This window comes from Kitasatospora sp. NPDC091257 (assembly GCF_044757675.1).
Lineage (GTDB): Bacteria > Actinomycetota > Actinomycetes > Streptomycetales > Streptomycetaceae > Kitasatospora > Kitasatospora lactacystinica.
The window spans coordinates 1-12,189 of sequence record NZ_JBIVVI010000117.1 but is presented as its reverse complement, the minus strand read 5'-3'; the positions used below and the strand labels follow the sequence as shown (position 1 = coordinate 12,189).

13 protein-coding genes are annotated in these 12,189 nt (G+C 72.7%); 5 read left to right on the top strand and 8 right to left on the bottom strand.

Annotated features, from left to right (window positions below; genetic code table 11):
- Positions 1-99: 99 nt before the first annotated feature.
- The 6 genes from ACIQOV_RS08245 to ACIQOV_RS08220 all read right to left on the bottom strand — a co-directional run bounded on the left by ACIQOV_RS08245 (position 100) and on the right by ACIQOV_RS08220 (position 5,909).
- Positions 100-516, bottom strand: coding sequence for a PIN domain nuclease (locus ACIQOV_RS08245; protein ID WP_359911749.1), 417 nt, complete (start codon positions 514-516; stop codon positions 100-102).
- Positions 513-707, bottom strand: a complete 195-nt coding sequence (locus tag ACIQOV_RS08240) for a type II toxin-antitoxin system VapB family antitoxin (protein WP_401046265.1) — start codon at positions 705-707, stop codon at positions 513-515. The genes ACIQOV_RS08245 and ACIQOV_RS08240 overlap by 4 nt, the downstream gene beginning before the upstream one ends.
- Before the next feature lie 95 nt (positions 708-802).
- Entirely contained in the window at positions 803-1,525 is a 723-nt protein-coding gene (locus tag ACIQOV_RS08235; protein WP_401046262.1) for an SDR family NAD(P)-dependent oxidoreductase, read from the bottom strand.
- Complete coding sequence (locus ACIQOV_RS08230) at positions 1,465-2,970, bottom strand: metallopeptidase TldD-related protein (protein WP_401046260.1); 1,506 nt, start codon at positions 2,968-2,970, stop codon at positions 1,465-1,467. Before ACIQOV_RS08230 ends, ACIQOV_RS08235 begins: the two co-directional genes overlap by 61 nt.
- Positions 2,970-4,562 (bottom strand): TldD/PmbA family protein, encoded by a 1,593-nt coding sequence (locus ACIQOV_RS08225; protein ID WP_401046268.1) that lies wholly within the window; start codon positions 4,560-4,562, stop codon positions 2,970-2,972. Before ACIQOV_RS08225 ends, ACIQOV_RS08230 begins: the two co-directional genes overlap by 1 nt.
- A gap of 201 nt (positions 4,563-4,763) precedes the next feature.
- A complete protein-coding gene (locus ACIQOV_RS08220; RefSeq protein WP_401046258.1) occupies positions 4,764-5,909 on the bottom strand; it encodes an MBL fold metallo-hydrolase in 1,146 nt (381 codons plus the stop codon).
- A gap of 312 nt (positions 5,910-6,221) precedes the next feature.
- On the opposite strand from ACIQOV_RS08220, the gene fabG reads away from it, so the two are divergent.
- A complete protein-coding gene (fabG, locus tag ACIQOV_RS08215) occupies positions 6,222-6,941 on the top strand; it encodes a 3-oxoacyl-[acyl-carrier-protein] reductase (protein WP_359911485.1) in 720 nt (239 codons plus the stop codon).
- A gap of 2 nt (positions 6,942-6,943) precedes the next feature.
- Positions 6,944-7,711, top strand: coding sequence for an enoyl-ACP reductase FabI (gene fabI, locus ACIQOV_RS08210; RefSeq protein WP_359911482.1), 768 nt, complete (start codon positions 6,944-6,946; stop codon positions 7,709-7,711).
- 208 nt (positions 7,712-7,919) lie between these two features.
- Here fabI and ACIQOV_RS08205 read toward each other — a convergent pair whose 3' ends face one another.
- On the bottom strand, positions 7,920-8,597 hold the full coding sequence (locus ACIQOV_RS08205) for a FadR/GntR family transcriptional regulator (RefSeq protein ID WP_401046255.1): 678 nt from the start codon (positions 8,595-8,597) through the stop codon (positions 7,920-7,922).
- Positions 8,598-8,723: 126 nt separating this feature from the next.
- Between ACIQOV_RS08205 and ACIQOV_RS08200 the strand changes: the two genes are divergently transcribed.
- From ACIQOV_RS08200 to ACIQOV_RS08190, 3 genes are all read left to right on the top strand, one after another.
- Positions 8,724-10,013, top strand: a complete 1,290-nt coding sequence (locus ACIQOV_RS08200; RefSeq protein WP_401046252.1) for a CynX/NimT family MFS transporter — start codon at positions 8,724-8,726, stop codon at positions 10,011-10,013.
- Between the two features lie 137 nt (positions 10,014-10,150).
- Positions 10,151-10,273 carry an SGM_5486 family transporter-associated protein gene (locus tag ACIQOV_RS08195; protein WP_359911473.1) on the top strand — a complete coding sequence of 41 codons (123 nt, stop codon included), beginning with the start codon at positions 10,151-10,153 and terminating at the stop codon, positions 10,271-10,273.
- A 139-nt stretch (positions 10,274-10,412) separates the two neighbouring features.
- On the top strand, positions 10,413-10,940 hold the full coding sequence (locus tag ACIQOV_RS08190) for a histidine phosphatase family protein (protein ID WP_359911470.1): 528 nt from the start codon (positions 10,413-10,415) through the stop codon (positions 10,938-10,940).
- 148 nt (positions 10,941-11,088) lie between these two features.
- Here the strand turns inward: ACIQOV_RS08190 and serB are convergent.
- A partial coding sequence (gene serB / locus ACIQOV_RS08185; RefSeq protein ID WP_401046250.1) for a phosphoserine phosphatase SerB occupies positions 11,089-12,189 on the bottom strand: 1,101 nt, incomplete at its 5' end.

Sequence of the window (12,189 nt, the reverse complement as noted above, 5' to 3'; positions counted from 1 at the left end):
GGACCACAGAGCCGTTGTCATCTCCATGGACCTCGATGCTCTCACAGCCCCGGCCGGCCCCCGCCCGCCGGGGCGGACGGTGACCGGCCGCCTGATCCGTCAGTCCGCCGATCCCGGAGGCACGACCCACTCGGTGGGCTGGCCGGTGACCGCGGCGATCATGTCGAAGTCACCGTCGTAGTGGAGCACCGTGGCCCCGTGACGCTCGGCGGTGGCCGCGACGACGAGGTCCGGCACCGACAGCGCCCGCCAGTTGCCCGACGAGGTCAGGAGGGCCTGCACCTCGATGGCGCGGTCCCACACCTCGTCGGGCGTGGGCAGCCAGTCGAAGCCGCTCAGGCCCTCCCGGATCCGAAGGGCGTCGGCCTTGGAACGGGCGCTGTGCATGATCTCCAGTTCGACAGCGCCGCAGATGGCGACGAGTCCTCTGACGATCCTCGGCCTGAGGACCGACCTGACCGTCGGCTTGGAGAAGCGAGCGAAAGCCGACTTGTCGATCAGGAAGCGCTCGCTCATCCCTTTTCCACCGGTCCGGTGAGGTCAGGCAGTCCGCCCTCGGCGAGCCAGTCCATGAAAGTCTCACGCTTGCGGCGCTTCACGAGATCTTCAAGGGCGGCGTTGACGGTGGCCACCTTGGTCGTCGTACCAAGGATCTCGGCGGCCTCGGCCAGCAGTTCGTCGTTGACGTCTATCACGGTACGGGCCATGGTCGGCCTCCCAAGCGGAGCGAGCCTGCGATATCAATATCGACGGTACTTGATATCACAGGCCCGTATGCCCTGATCAGTCGATGTTCACCCGGTCAGGTGAGGTTGAGGCGGGCGGCGAGGCGGAGCAGGCCGGGGCTGAGGCGGGAGAGGAAACGGGCGACCTTGGCCTCGGGGGTGACGGGGACGACGGGCCTGCCGGTGCGGACGGCGGTGAGGATGGCGCTCGCGACCTTCTCCGGGGGGAAGCCGCGGCGGGCGTAGAGCTTCGCGGCGCGGGCCTGCTTGGCGGCCTGCTCGGTGGAGGTGGTGGCGGAGAAGGTGGAGGTGCGGGTGATGTTGGTGTTGACGATGCCCGGGCAGATGGTGGAGACGCCGATGCCGTGGCCGACGAACTCGGCCCGCAGGCAGTCGGAGAGCATGAACACCGCGGCCTTGCTGGTGGCGTAGGCGGTGAGCGCCTTGGACGGCAGGTAGGCGGCGGCGGAGGAGACGTTGACGATGTGGCCGCCCTGGCCGCGGTCGGCCATCAGGGTGCCGAAGGCGCGGCAGCCGTGGATCACGCCCCAGAGGTTGACGTCCAGGACCCGCTGCCACTCCTTCTCGGTGGTCTGCAGGAACGTCCCGGAGTGGCCGATGCCGGCGTTGTTGACCATGACGTCGGGCACCCCGTGCTCGGCGGCGACGGTCTGCGCGAAGGCGTCCATCGCGGCGCCGTCGGAGACGTCCACCCGGTAGGCGTGCGCCTTCGGGCCGATCAGCGAGGCGAGTTCGGCGGTGCGCTCGGCGGCCGCGAGGTCGAGGTCGCAGACCACCACCCGGGCGCCGTCCTCGGCGAAGGCGAGCGCGGTGGCCCGGCCGATGCCGCTGCCGCCCGGCTGACCGAGCTCATGTTGAAGTCCGTGACACGCACGGGTGGCATCGCGGTGCGGGTGACGTTGTCGCTCCATTCGCGGGGCAGGCAGCGTTCGGTGCGGCCCACCTCGGTGATCCGGTTCAGCAGGTCCACCGGGGACTCGTTGAACCGGAAGTTGTTGACCTCGCCGACGACCTCGCCGTTCTCCACCAGGTAGACGCCGTCCCGGGTGAGCCCGGTGAGCAGCAGCGTCGCCGGGTCCACCTCGCGGATGTACCAGAGGCAGGTGAGCAGCAGGCCGCGCTCGGTGCGGGCGATCATCTCGTCCAGGGTCGGCGCCGACTCCTGGTCGGCCGTCTCCAGGACGAGGTTGTCGATCGCCGGGCGCAGCGGCAGGCCGGTGAGGGCCGCCGCGTGACGGCTGGTGATCAGGTCGTTCAGCACGCCGTCGCGGATCCACTCGGTGGCGGCGACCGGCTGGCCGTTGTCGAAGACCGAGTAGTCCCCGCCGGTGGAGTGGGTGAGCACGAACGGCGCGGCCTCCAGGTGGGGCTCGTGCGGGTCGGAGCGCAGCGTCAGCGGCAGGCCGCTGAGCTTGTCGCCGATCCGGGTGCCCCCGCCGGGCTTGGAGAAGACCGTCCGGCCCTCCTGGGCGTCCCGGCCGCCGGAGGACCAGTTGAGGACGATCAGCAGGTCGGCCACGGCCGAGGGCGGCAGCAGCGCCTCGTACCGCCCGGCCGGCAGGTCCACCTTGCGGGCGCCCCAGCCGAGCCGCCTGGTCAGCTCGGTGTGCAGGGCGGCGACGTCGATGTCGGCGAAGTCCCGGGTGGACGCGCCCACCCAGGCGGAGCTGGACAGGTCGGCGGTCTTGGCGTTGATCTCGACCATGCCGGTGGGCTGGTCGTGGCGCAGCCGCAGACCGGTGGAGCTGCCCAGGTAGCTGGAGGTCATCTCGTGCCGGGCGAAGCCGTACAGCAGTTCGCCCTGGGCGGCGGCGCGGGCGAAGGCCTCGCCGAGGGCCGGGCCGAAGGCGTCGAACACCTCGACGGAGGTCAGCGCGGGCGGCTCGGTGAAGTCCGGCGAGGACGGCCGGTCGGCGATCAGCGGCTGGGCGTCCTCGGCCGGTCCGGCCGCGCGGGCGGCCTCCTCGGCGGCCCGCACCAGCTCCTCCACCTCCTGCTCGGTGACGGCCTCGCGGGAGACCACGCCGGAGGCGGTGCCCTCGGCGCCGGCCACGGTGGCGATCACGGTGAGGCGGCGGCCGCGGGTGACGCCGTTGGTGGTCAGCGCGTTGCCCGCCCAGCGCAGATTGGCGGTGGACTCCTCGTCGGCGATCACCACGCAGCCGTCGGCGCGGGAGAAGCCGAGCGCCAGCTCGACGAGTTCGTGGGGCTGCTTCGCGGTCATCAGTGACCCGCCTCCTGCTGGGTGTTGAGCACGTTGACGTTGCGGAACAGCGCCGACGGGCAGCCGTGGCTGACCGCCGCGATCTGACCGGGCTGCGCCTTGCCGCAGTTGAAGGCGCCGCCGAGGAAGTAGGTCTGCGGGCCGCCGACCGCCGCCATCGAGCCCCAGAAGTCGGTGGTGGTGGCCTGGTAGGCGAAGTCCTTGACCTGGCCCGCGAGTTCGCCGTTCTTGATGGCGTAGGCGCGCTGCCCGGTGAACTGGAAGTTGTACCTCTGCTGGTCGATCGACCACGAGCGGTCGCCCACGATGTACAGGCCGTTCTCCACCCCGGCGAACAGGCCCTCGGTGTCCGGGCCGTCGGCGGCCGGCTGCAGCGAGACGTTGGCCATCCGCTGCACCGGGACGTGCGCCGGGGAATCGGCGAAGGCGCAGCCGTTGGAGCGCTCGAAGCCCTTCAGCTCGGCGATGCGGCGGTCGAGCTGGTAGCCGACCAGGATGCCGTCCTTGATGAGGTCCCAGGACTGGGTGGCCACGCCCTCGTCGTCGTAGCCGATGGTGGACAGCCCGTGCTCGGCGGTGCGGTCACCGGTGACGTGCATCAGCTCGGAGCCGTACTTGAGCGAGCCGAGCTGGTCGAAGGTGGCGAACGAGGTGCCGGCGTAGGCGGCCTCGTAGCCGAGCGCGCGGTCCAGCTCGGTGGCGTGGCCGATCGACTCGTGAATGGTCAGCCAGAGGTTCGTCGGGTCGATGACCAGGTCGTAGCGGCCCGCCTCGACGCTCGGGGCCCTCATCTTCTCGGCCAGCAGGACGGGCAGTTCGGCGAGCTCGGCGTCCCAGTCCCAGCCGGCGCCGGTGAGGCCGCGCCCGTCGGGGGACGACCCCCGGGCCCCCACGATGAACTCGTAGCCGCGGCCGACCGGCGGGGCCAGGGTCGTCATCGAGTCGAAGGCGCCGGTGCGCTCGTCGACCGAGGTGGCCTCCAGGTCGGAGTACACCCGGATCCGCTGCTGGGTGGTCACCGTGCCCGCGGTGTCCGCGTAGAACTTGTTCTCCTGGACGGTCCGCAGGGCCGCCCGGACGTGCGAGACGCCCTCGGCGGCCAGCAGCCGGGAGCTGCGCTCGGCGAGCAGGGCGGTCTTCTCGGCGTCCGGCACCTCGAAGGGGTTGACCTCGTACCCGGAGACCCAGGTGACGTCCCGGTGGACCGGCTCGTCGGCCAGCTCGACCCGCTCGGTGGAGCCGGCCGCCCGGCTGATCCCGCCGGAGAGCCGGGCCACCGCGACGGCCTGCTCGGCGACCCGGGCCGCCGCGTCGGGGGTGAGATCGACGCCGGCGGCGAAGCCCCAGGCGCCGTCCAGCACCACCCGGACGGCGAAACCGAGCTGCACGCTGTCGGAGGTGCCGGCCGGACGCGCGTCGCGCAGCCGCCAGGAGGCACTGCGGATCCGCTCCAGGCGGAAGTCGGCGTGGCTCGCGCCCAGTTCGCGGGCTCGGGCGAGGGCGGCGTCCGCGAGCGGCCGCAGCGGCAGGGCGAGGAACAGCGGGTCGACGGCGCGCCCGTGCGGGGCGCCGGAGCGATCGGCCGGAGGGATCGGAGGCAATCGTGCTCCCAGGTCGCGGAGGGTGGCGGTGCGGCGCCACAGGGGCGCCCGCACCGCATCATTTCCCGTCCACCGGGTTTCCGGCCAGCGCATTTCTACCGGTGCGCCGCGGTTTCGGCCGGGACGATCCGGCCGCCGGGGCCCGCCCTCCCGGCGCGCCCGTCCGCCCTCCCGGCGCGCCCGCGCGAGCCGTCAGCCGACGGTCTCCCACCAGCCGTCCAGCTCCGGCGGGTTGTCGACGTCGACCCGCTCGCCGGGGCGCGGCACGACCAGCGGGACGGCCTGCTCCTTGGCGGCCTTCACCAGTCGCTCGATCGGCTCCGCCCACGGGTGCAGGCCCAGGTTGAAGGTGCACCAGTGGACGGGCACCAGCAGGCCGGCGGCCAGGTCCCGGTGCGCGAGGACGGCGTCCTCGGGGGTCATGTGGATGTCCGCCCAGGCGGCGTCGTAGGCGCCGATCTGGACCAGCGCGGCGTCGAACGGGCCGTGCTGGCCGCCGATCCGGGCGTAGCCCTCGAAGTAGCCGGAGTCGCCGGTGTAGAAGACCTTGCGGTTCGGGCCGGCGACCACCCAGGACCCCCACAGGGTGGTGTTGCGGGTCAGCCCGCGGCCGGAGAAGTGGTGCGCCGCGGTGAGGGTGAGCACCAGGTCGCCCAGGGTGCAGGTCTCGTCCCAGTCCAGTTCGATGATCCGGTGCTCGGGGACGCCCCAGCGGCGCAGGTGGGCACCGATGCCGAGCGGCACCGCGAAGGGCGCGGACTGGCTGCGCACCAGGCGCTTGACCGTCGCCATGTCCAGGTGGTCGTAGTGGTCGTGCGAGATCAGCACCGCGTCGACCTGCGGCAGCTCCTCCAGCTCCACCGGCACCGGGTGCAGCCGCTTGGGGCCGACGTGCGCGGCGGGGGAGCAGCGGTCGCTCCAGATCGGGTCGAGCAGCACCCGGAAGCCCTCGATCTCCACCAGCGCGGAGGCGTGCCCGTACCAGGTGACCTCCACGCCCTCGGAGGCCGGCCCGGGCGGGGAGACGGGGCGGACGGTCGGCACCGGACGGGCGGGGACGCGGCCGGCCCGCTCGAACAGCATCCGGCGGGCGGCGGCGCCGTCGAAGCCGGGGGCGCCGGCCGTGCGGGTGAGGGTGGAGGGCGCGTTGTGGAAGACGCCGTCGCGGTACTGCGGGGAGTTGCGCACCCGTTCCTCGCGCTCGCCGTCCGGCCGTCGCCCGAACGCGGCCGGCAGGTCGCGCAGCGCCCAGGCGGCCGTGCCCAGGCCGGCCGCCAGGGCGGTGAGGGCCAGCAGTCGTCCGCGTCGGTGGGTGCTCCCGGGCCGTGCCATGGTCATCCGCTCTGCCTTCGTCGCTCGCCGGGATGGTCGGGGATCGGTACGGCCGCTCCCGGGCCGGACCGCACCACGGGGGCAACGGGTGCGCCCGTCCGTGTTGTTCCCGTACAGTCGCCCCGATCCGGGCAGCGCCGGGGCCTGGGAGATGTCCGCCGCCGGGACGGTACGAGCGGGCACGGATTGTCGGATTGCGACAGATCCGCCGGGGAGGCGCTGTGGGAGCCCGATGCGCCGCCGCCGCCGACCGCCCGATAGCGTCACACTGCGTACGCATTCCGACGTACGTGCTCACACACGGAGAGAGGTGGATCGTTGAGCCGCTCGGTTCTCGTCACCGGAGGAAACCGGGGCATCGGCCTCGCGATCGCCCAGGCCTTCGCCGAAGCGGGCGACAAGGTGGCCATCACCAGCCGCTCGGGCGAGGTGCCCGAAGCGCTGGCCAAGTACGACGTCCTCGCGGTCCGCTGCGACATCACGGACGCCGCGCAGGTCGACGCCGCCTTCACCGAGATCGAGCAGAAGCACGGCGCGGTCGAGGTGCTGGTCGCCAACGCGGGCATCACCAACGACACCCTGCTGCTGCGCATGTCCGAGGAGGACTTCACCTCCGTCGTCGACACCAACCTGACCGGCACCTTCCGGGTGGTCAAGCGCGCCTCCAAGCTGATGATGCGTGCCCGGAAGGGCCGTGTCGTGCTGATCTCGTCCGTGGTGGGCCTGTCCGGCTCCCCGGGCCAGGCCAACTACGCCGCCTCCAAGGCCGGCCTGGTCGGCTTCGCCCGGTCGCTGGCGCGCGAGCTCGGCCCGCGCAACATCACCGTCAACGTGGTCGCCCCCGGCTTCGTCGACACCGACATGACCGCCGTGCTCAGTGACGAGCGCCGCGCGGAGATCGTCTCGGGCGTGCCGCTGGGCCGCTACGCGGCGCCCGCCGAGGTCGCCTCCACCGTGCGGTTCCTCGGGTCGGACGAGGCCGCGTACATCACTGGAGCCGTCATTCCCGTCGACGGCGGATTGGGCATGGGTCACTGATCATGAGCGGAATCCTCGAAGGCAAGCGGATCCTGATCACCGGTGTGCTGATGGAGTCCTCCATCGCCTTCCACACCGCCAGGCTCGCGCAGGAGCAGGGCGCGGAGATCATCCTCACCGCCTTCCCGCGTCCGAGCCTGACCGAGCGGATCGCCAAGAAGCTGCCGCACCCGGTCAAGGTGCTGGAGCTGGACGTCTCCAACCCGGAGCAGCTGGCCGGCATCGCCGACCAGGTCCGCGAGCACCTGCCGACCCTGGACGGCATCGTCCACTCGATCGGCTTCGCGCCGCAGGACGCGCTGGGCGGCAGCTTCCTGGACACCCCGTGGGAGTCCGTGGCCACCGCGATGCACGTCTCCGCGTACTCGCTGAAGTCGCTGACCACGGCGCTGCTGCCGCTGATGCAGGACGGCGGCTCGGTGGTCGGCCTGACCTTCGACGCGCAGTTCGCCTGGCCGCAGTACGACTGGATGGGCCCGGCCAAGGCCGCCCTGGAGTCGACCAACCGCTACCTGGCGCGCTACCTGGGCGAGCGGGACATCCGCTGCAACCTGATCTCGGCCGGTCCGATCGGCTCGATGGCCGCCAAGTCCATCCCGGGCTTCGGCGACCTGGCCGACACCTGGAACCACCGCTCCCCGCTGAAGTGGGACCTGAGCGACCCGGAGCCGGCCGGCCGCGGCATCGTCGCACTGCTGTCGGACTGGTTCCCGAAGACCACCGGCGAGATCATCCACGTCGACGGCGGTCTGCACGCCATCGGCGCCTGACGCTCCGCCCGTGCGCCGCTGCCCGGCCCTCCCTCGCGGGGGTGCCGGGCAGCGGCGTTTCGTGCTTCGTTCGGCCGGGGTTCTTCGTTCGGCCGGGGTTCTTCGTCCGGCCGGGCTTCTCGGGAAGGGGGCTTTCGGACCTCTTGAGAGCGGCCTTCCGGGAGGGGCCTCCTGGGACGGGGCGGCCGGGGGTCGGGCCGGTGGGCGGTCAGGCCTCGGCGGGGGCGCAGCCACCGGGGGCGGCGCGGCCGGCCTCGACGGCGGCGCGCTCGGTGTCACCGGCCCGGATCGCCTCCAGGATGGCCTGGTGGCCGATGTAGCGCTCCGCGATCAGCTCGGGGCCGACGTCGTGCCGCAGGAGCTCGCGGGTGGCCTCGCCGAGGTCGGCGTAGACGGCGAGCAGGACGTCGTTGTGGGCGGCGGCCACCACGGCCTGGTGGAAGGCGGCGTCGGCCTGGACGAAGTCCTCGGCGCCGCCGGAGTGCCAGGCGGCCTCCCGGCGGGCCAGCGCGCCGTCCAGCAGCTCCAGGTCGTGCGCGGTGCGGCGGCGGGCGGCGAGGGCCGCCGCCGAGGTCTCCAGCGCCGAACGGAGCTCGGCGACCTGGCCCTGGTCGGCGTCGGCGAAGCGGCGGTGCATCACTCCGGCCAGCTCGCTGGTGGCCAGCACGTACGTGCCGGAGCCCTGCCTGATGTCGAGCAGTCCGTTGTGGGCGAGGGCGCGGACGGCCTCGCGGACGGTGTTGCGGGCGACGCCGAGCTGTTCGACCAGGGCGGCCTCGGTGGGGATGCGCGAGCCGACCGGCCACTCCCCGGACGTGATCTGGGCACGCAGCTGTGCGATCACCTGGTCGGACAGCGGGGTGCGCCTCGGCGAGGACAGCGCCACGGGGGACTCCTTGACGGCTACGGCTCGGATGGGGCCTGGGTGGGAAGTGGCCGGACGATGAACGGTCGGCACATCATGCCAATTCCAAGGTGCATCAATTCATCCCATCATTCTATGATGCTGTCCATGCCCGCAGCAGACACCACCGCTTCCGCCCGGACCGAGAGCCGGACACCGACCGCCGAGCGGCCCGCCGCCTCCGGCTCGGCCAAGTACCTGGGCTGGCTGTTCGCCGTCGCGATCGCCGCCGCCGCCTTCAACCTGCGCCCCGTGGTCACCAGCCTCGGGCCGCTGCTCAAGCAGGTCCGCGACGACCTCGGGATGAACCCGACGCTCGCCGGGCTGCTCACCGCCGTCCCGTCGCTGTGCTTCGGGCTGTTCGGCTTCGCCGCGCCCGCGGCGGCCCGTCGGATCGGTCCGATCGCGGTCGTCACGGCGGGCATGGGCGCCATCACGGCGGGCGTGCTGGCCCGCTCGTTCGCCGGGGGCACTGCCGTGTTCCTGCTGCTCACCGCCCTCGCCCTGGCCGGGGTGGCGGTCTCCAACGTGCTGCTGCCAGTGGTGATCAAGCGGTACTTCCCGGACAAGGTCGGGCCGATGATCGGCCTCTACTCGATGGCGCTGTCCGCCGGCACCGCGCTGGCCGCGGCCGTCACCGTGCCGCTGACCACGTCGCTCGGCGGCGACTGGCGCTACGGCCTGGGTGTCTGGGCCGTCCTGGGAGCGCTCGCCCTGGTGCTCTGGCTGCTGGTGCTGATCGCCAAGCGGGAGCGCGGCGAGCGGGCCGACGGCGCCGCCGCCCCCGTCCGGCTGCCGATCACCCGCAGCCGGACCGCCTGGGCGCTGGCCGGGTACTTCGGCCTCCAGGCCACCGGCGCGTACGTGGTCATGGGCTGGATGTCGCAGATCTTCCAGGACGCCGGCATCGGCGAGGGCACCACCGGGGTGCTGCTCGCGGTCACCATGGTGATCGGCGTGCCGGTCTCCTTCGTGCTGCCCAACCTGGCCGCACGGCGCGGCGACCAGCGGCTGTTCGTGGTCGTGCTGGCCTGCTGCGGCATCGCCGGATACGCGGGGCTGGCACTCGCCCCGGCCGGGGGCGCCTGGCTCTGGGCGGTCCTGCTGGGCCTGTCCAACTGCGCCTTCCCGCTGGTGCTGACCATGATCGGACTGCGGGCCCGGTCGGCGGGCGGGGTCGCGCAACTCTCCGCCTTCGCCCAGGGCATCGGCTACCTGGTGTCCATCCCGGGCCCGATCCTGGTCGGCTGGCTCTACGGGGCCACCGGCGAGTGGTACTGGCCGCTGGGCTTCCTGTCGCTGCTGCTGGTGCCGCAGATGCTGTTCGGCCTGCGCGCCGCGCGGGCCCGGCACATCGAGGACGAGGCGGTGCGCCCGGCGGAGCGGGCCGAGGCCTGACAGCCTGACACCGAGCGGTGGGACGCGGCGGTGGGGCCCGGGGCCCGGGCCCCGGGCCCGACGGTGAAGGTCAAGGCCCGGCCAAGGGGGTGGGGCCAGCGGACGGCGGGCGTGTTCGGGATGGGAGAATTCCGGACATGCCCGTTCTCGATCCCAATCCCACCGACGGCCGCAAGCAGCTCGGCCGCATCGCCCTCGCCTTCTCCGCCATCGTGGTGCTGGTGGCGCTCATCGCCACCGTCGCGGCCTCGATCGGCTGACGGACGCCTCTGCGCCCCTGCGCCCGTACTCCACCCGACGCTCCGGTGAACGGGACACGGTGACACTCGTCGTCCCTCGGAGTGGCGGCGTCCGGGAGCATCGCGCCGCCGGGCCGCTTTTCTGCCAAGCTTGCTGGGTATGAGCGCCGACACGCCCCGCAGGATCATCGTTCTCCGCCATGCCAAGGCCGACTGGCCGAACGGCGTGGACGACCACGACCGGCCGCTGGCCGACCGGGGCCGTCACCAGGCCCCGGACGCCGGCCGCTGGCTGGTCGACTCCGGCATCAACCCCGACTACGTGGTCTGCTCCACCGCGCTGCGCACCCGAGAGACCTGGAAGCTGGCGGTGCACGAGCTGCCGCAGCGGCCCCTCAAGACCGTCTACGAGGAACGGGTCTACGAGGCGAGCCCCGGCGAGATCATCGCCGTGCTCCAGGAGACCCCGGAGGAGTACTCGGACGTGGTGCTGGTCGGTCACAACCCGGGTGTGCTGGGTCTGACCCAGGTGCTGGCCGGGGACGCGGGCGACCGGGACGCGCTGGAGCGGCTGCGACTCGGTGGCTTCCCGACGGCGGCGATCGCGGTGCTCAGCTTCAGCGGCTCCTGGAAGGGCGTCGAGCCGGGCGTGGCCGAGCTGGTCTCGTACCACACGCCGCAGGACTGACCCCGGGAACACAGGTGAGGGGCGCGCGGATGCGATCCGCGCGCCCCTCGTCTGTGTCCGCAGGCCGTACGGTCCGTGTCCGCGGGCCGCGCGCCTTCCTCGGGCTGTTCCTCGGGCCTCACTCCACCGGCCGTTGCCGGGCCGGCTCCTACTCGGTCTCGGTCGGGGTGCCGTGCAGCGCGTCGGCCGCCTCGACCTCCTCACGGGTGATGCCCAGCAGGTACAGCACGGTGTCCAGGAACGGTACGTTCACCGCGGTGTCGGCGGCCTCGCGCACCACCGGCTTGGCGTTGAACGCCACCCCGAGGCCGGCCGCGTTCAGCATGTCCAGGTCGTTGGCGCCGTCGCCGATCGCCACCGTCTGCTCCAGCGGCACCTTCGCCTGCTCGGCGAAGCGGGCCAGCCAGCGGGCCTTGCCCGCCCGGTCCACGATCTCGCCGACCACCCGGCCGGTGAACCTGCCGTCCACCACCTCCAGGGTGTTCGCGGCCGCGAAGTCCAGGCCCAACTGCTCCACCAGGTGGTCGGTGACCTGGGTGAAGCCGCCGGACACCACCGCGACCTGGTAGCCGAGGCGCTGGAGCGTACGGATCAGGGTGCGCGCGCCCGGCGTGAAACGGACCTCGGCGCGGACCTTCTCGGTCACCGAGGCGTCCAGCCCGGCCAGCAGCGCCACCCGGGCCCGCAGCGACTCGGCGAAATCCAGCTCGCCGCGCATCGCCGCCGCCGTCACCTCGGCGACCTCCTCCTCGCAGCCCGCGTGGGCGGCGAACAGCTCGATCACCTCGTCCTGGATGAGCGTGGAGTCGACGTCCATGACCACCAGGCGCTTGGCCCGGCGCTCCAGTCCGGCGGCGACCACCGCGACGTCCACCCGCTGGGTGGCCGCCTCCTGGGCCAGCGCGGCCCGCAGCTCGTCGGTGGCCACACCGGAGACGGCCAGCTCGACCGCCGTCACCGGGTACTTGGCGAGCCGGAAGACACGGTCGATGTTGCCCCCCGAGACGGTGATCCGGGAGGTGAGCGCGGAGACGGCGGCGGCGGTCAGCGGATTGCCGAGCACCGTGACGTGCGAACGGCCCTCACGGCGCGGCCGGTTGTCACCGATGCCGGAGAGGATCTCGGCCTGGAGCTTCTGCTCGTCGGCCCAGCGGTGGACGGTGGCCCGCAGCCCACCCTCGGCGGCGGGTACGGGGGGCGGGGTGACCAGCGCGCAGAGCGTGATGCGGCCACGGGTCACGACCTGCTC

Bases quoted from the DNA above. Each gene is read 5' to 3' on its own strand.
- ACIQOV_RS08220 (WP_401046258.1), bottom strand. From the start codon at position 5,909: ATGACCATGGCACGGCCCGGGAGCACCCACCGACGCGGACGACTGCTG.
- ACIQOV_RS08245 (WP_359911749.1), bottom strand. From the start codon at position 516: ATGAGCGAGCGCTTCCTGATCGACAAGTCGGCTTTCGCTCGCTTCTCC.
- ACIQOV_RS08195 (WP_359911473.1), top strand. From the start codon at position 10,151: ATGCCCGTTCTCGATCCCAATCCCACCGACGGCCGCAAGCAGCTCGGC.
- ACIQOV_RS08230 (WP_401046260.1), bottom strand. From the start codon at position 2,970: ATGACCGCGAAGCAGCCCCACGAACTCGTCGAGCTGGCGCTCGGCTTC.
- ACIQOV_RS08200 (WP_401046252.1), top strand. From the start codon at position 8,724: ATGCCCGCAGCAGACACCACCGCTTCCGCCCGGACCGAGAGCCGGACA.
- ACIQOV_RS08240 (WP_401046265.1), bottom strand. From the start codon at position 707: ATGGCCCGTACCGTGATAGACGTCAACGACGAACTGCTGGCCGAGGCC.
- ACIQOV_RS08190 (WP_359911470.1), top strand. From the start codon at position 10,413: ATGAGCGCCGACACGCCCCGCAGGATCATCGTTCTCCGCCATGCCAAG.
- fabI (WP_359911482.1), top strand. From the start codon at position 6,944: ATGAGCGGAATCCTCGAAGGCAAGCGGATCCTGATCACCGGTGTGCTG.